At 64.4% G+C, this 2,702-nt stretch carries 3 protein-coding genes; all 3 read right to left on the reverse strand.

From position 1 onward, the window contains the following. Positions 1 to 320: 320 nt before the first annotated feature. Positions 321 to 668: a hypothetical protein gene (locus tag LPC22_RS08315; protein ID WP_015022035.1), complete on the reverse strand. Its 348-nt coding sequence runs from the start codon at positions 666 to 668 to the stop codon at positions 321 to 323. Positions 669 to 692: 24 nt separating this feature from the next. Continuing rightward, positions 693 to 956, reverse strand: coding sequence for a hypothetical protein (locus LPC22_RS08320; protein WP_141650026.1), 264 nt, complete (start codon positions 954 to 956; stop codon positions 693 to 695). A 183-nt stretch (positions 957 to 1,139) separates the two neighbouring features. Next, positions 1,140 to 2,570, reverse strand: a complete 1,431-nt coding sequence (locus LPC22_RS08325) for a ParB/RepB/Spo0J family partition protein (protein WP_015022037.1) — start codon at positions 2,568 to 2,570, stop codon at positions 1,140 to 1,142. Positions 2,571 to 2,702: the final 132 nt, after the last annotated feature.

Here is a 2,702-nt window from a genome sequence, read left to right on the forward strand (position 1 = left end):
GCCCGGGTATAGCGGAGAGTCAAGCCCCCGCGTGGATCCGAACACTCCCCCGGAGGCCGAGGGGGCATGCTGTTCGGCCCCCTCGGCCGGAGCGGGGTGTGGGCGGAGACGCTCGGGGCTTGAGTCGCAGCGGCCCGGGCCAGAATGGAAGGGGGCGGCACAAACACCACATTCCCAACCCCTTCAGCAGCACGCCGCAGGCGTGCGACAGCGGCGGCCAGACATCAAGGCGCAGCCGCCGATGACCACAACCCCGGCCGAGCCGAGCATGGAAAAAGGGACCCCGTTGAGGGGTCCCTTGATGATGTTGCCCTGATGGGTCAGGCCATCTGGCTTCGGAGTCCTGGGTAGTGGTGTGCCAGGTATTCGGCGGTGGCTTGGCGGATCAGTGCCGATAGGTTGGTGCCTTCTGTTTTGACGGCGGCTTCGGCCCATTGGTCCAGGGCCGGGGTGGTGCGTACCTGCCAGGTTTTGCTGGTGGGTTGTTTGAGTTCGTCGCGGGGGCGGCCGGCGAAGATGGAGAGCAGGTCGTCGTCGGTCAGGGGGCCGGCGTCGTAGCCCCGGTATACCCGGGTGCCTTCGATGGGTGTGAATTGGCCGGCGTCGGCCATGCGGTCGAGTGCTTCGGCGTGTGCTGCCCTGTCGGCGGGTGTCTGTGTGTTGGTCATGGTCTGGCTCCTTGTTGGTTGTGTCTATTGGTATCTGAGATGTTGCCACCGGCTGGTCAGCGGCATGGCGTGGAAGGCGTGGAGCTGGCCGTCCTGCCATTTGCTGACGATGACTTCGAGCAGGTTGTCGGGTAGGGCCCCGGGGTGTGGCTGGCCGACGAAGACCACCGTCATCTCGTCGCCGTAGCCCTCGATTTGTTCGTGGCCTATGGAGTGGAGGACCGCGTGCCTGATTTCGTCGTCGGCGCAGCCGTGCTTGCGGGCTGATTGCTCTATCTCGATCTCCATGACCATGAGTGTAGTACAAATTGCACATACAAACCAGTCGTGCGTTCCTCGCGTTGCGGTCTGGCTGTCCGAACGCGGGGCGTTCGACGATGCCGATTCCACCCCGTGGGGTGGCGCGAGGCATCGCTGCGCCGCCGCCGGCAGCCGGCCCCGCTTGGTGGCGGGGCCGGCTGCGGGGTTCATTCACTCTTTGGTGTCCTCCTCCTGGTCGCCGTCGTCTGTTTCATCTTCGTTCCCTTCGTTGTCTTCCTCTTCAGGTCGGGGCACCAGGTCGCCGTCGAGACCGGATTGCTCTTCGTCGCTGATGGCGTAGCCTGCGGTTTGGAGGGCACGGTAGAGGGGTTTGAGCAGGCCGTCTATGTCGTCTTGGCTGCGCCAGGTCTCGTGGTTGATCTGTGTCTCCATGATGGCGTGGCACAGGGCGAAGGCCGTCTGGGTGCGGCGACTCTCGTCAAGGTCGGCCTTTTGCGCCAGCTCGGCTTCCTGGTCCTGGACGATGGCGCGCCATGTGTCCCGCACCTGGTCCCGGCTGACCCACCAGGTGCGTTGGCTCGCTTGGGCGATGACCAGCATGGACAGGGCCTGGGACTGGTTTTTGGCGGGGCGTTTGAGGGACATGAGCCGTTGCGTGTAGGCCAGCCGCAGGTCGTGGCTTGCCGTGTCCAGTTGCTTGGCCGGTGCGATTTCGGCTTCTTGTTCGGCTTGCCACCTGGCCAGGTCATCCTCTCTTTGCCGGCGTTCGTCCTCCTGGTCCTGTTGGGTGTATGGCTCCAGCAGGGTGATTTTGACGCGCCACTGTCCGCCACGGTCGAGCAGTCCGGCGGCCGTGGGTTTGTCGCCTTCCCATTCCTCCAGCCATGTGTCGAGGGCCTGCTTGGGGTCGGGGTCGGTATCCGGGGAGAATCGGGCGATGGTGCGCCAACCTTCCGGGTCAGACCAGGATTGTGATGGTGTCAGCGGCACGATGGGCAGCCCGGCCTGCTTGATGGCTTCCTGGGCCTGTTCGATCCACTTGTCCAGCGACCGTTTGGCCTGGACCTGGTGCAGTGTCATGTTCCAGTTGTTGGTGCCTGCGGCTTTGATGAGCTGGTCTTGCAGGCCTTCGTCGTCGCGGAAGTCGGCTATCGTCTCCAATTCCTCGAAGCTCAGCTGGGATGGCAGCGCGAGTATTTTCTCGTCGTCGATGGACGATATTTTGAGCCGTCGCTGCACGGTGCTGCGGCTGCGGCCAGTGGCTTTGGCCATCTGGTCCACGTCTTCGCCAAGGTCCAGGAGGTGGGCGTATCCGCGTGCCTCGTCCAGGGCGGTGAGCTGGTCACGGTGTATGTTCTCTACCAGCATCACCTCCGCCTGGGTCTGCTCGTCCATGTCGGTGATGATACAGGGCACGGTTGCAAGGCCGGCCTGCTCGGCGGCCGCCAGCCGCCGGTGTCCGATGACCAGGGTGTGCCGCCCCTCCTGGTTCGCCGGTGTGACGACCAGGGCCTGCTGTATGCCTTGGGACGCGATGCTCATGGCCAGCTCCGACACGTCTCCTATCTCGCTTCGGGGGTTGGCGTCGTTGGGCCTGATGGCGTCGATGGGCAGCATGGTCACTGTGGTTGTGGTGTTCATGGGTGTTCCTTTCCTTGGTGCCGGGACTGTTTGTGCCGACGCCTGGAATGGCGGCCCGGGTATAGCGGAGAGTCAAGCCCCCGCGTGGATCCGAACACTCCCCCGGAGGCCGAGGGGGCATGCTGTTCGGCC

The sequence above is a fragment of the Bifidobacterium mizhiense genome (assembly GCF_020884755.1).
Lineage (GTDB): Bacteria > Actinomycetota > Actinomycetes > Actinomycetales > Bifidobacteriaceae > Bombiscardovia > Bombiscardovia mizhiensis.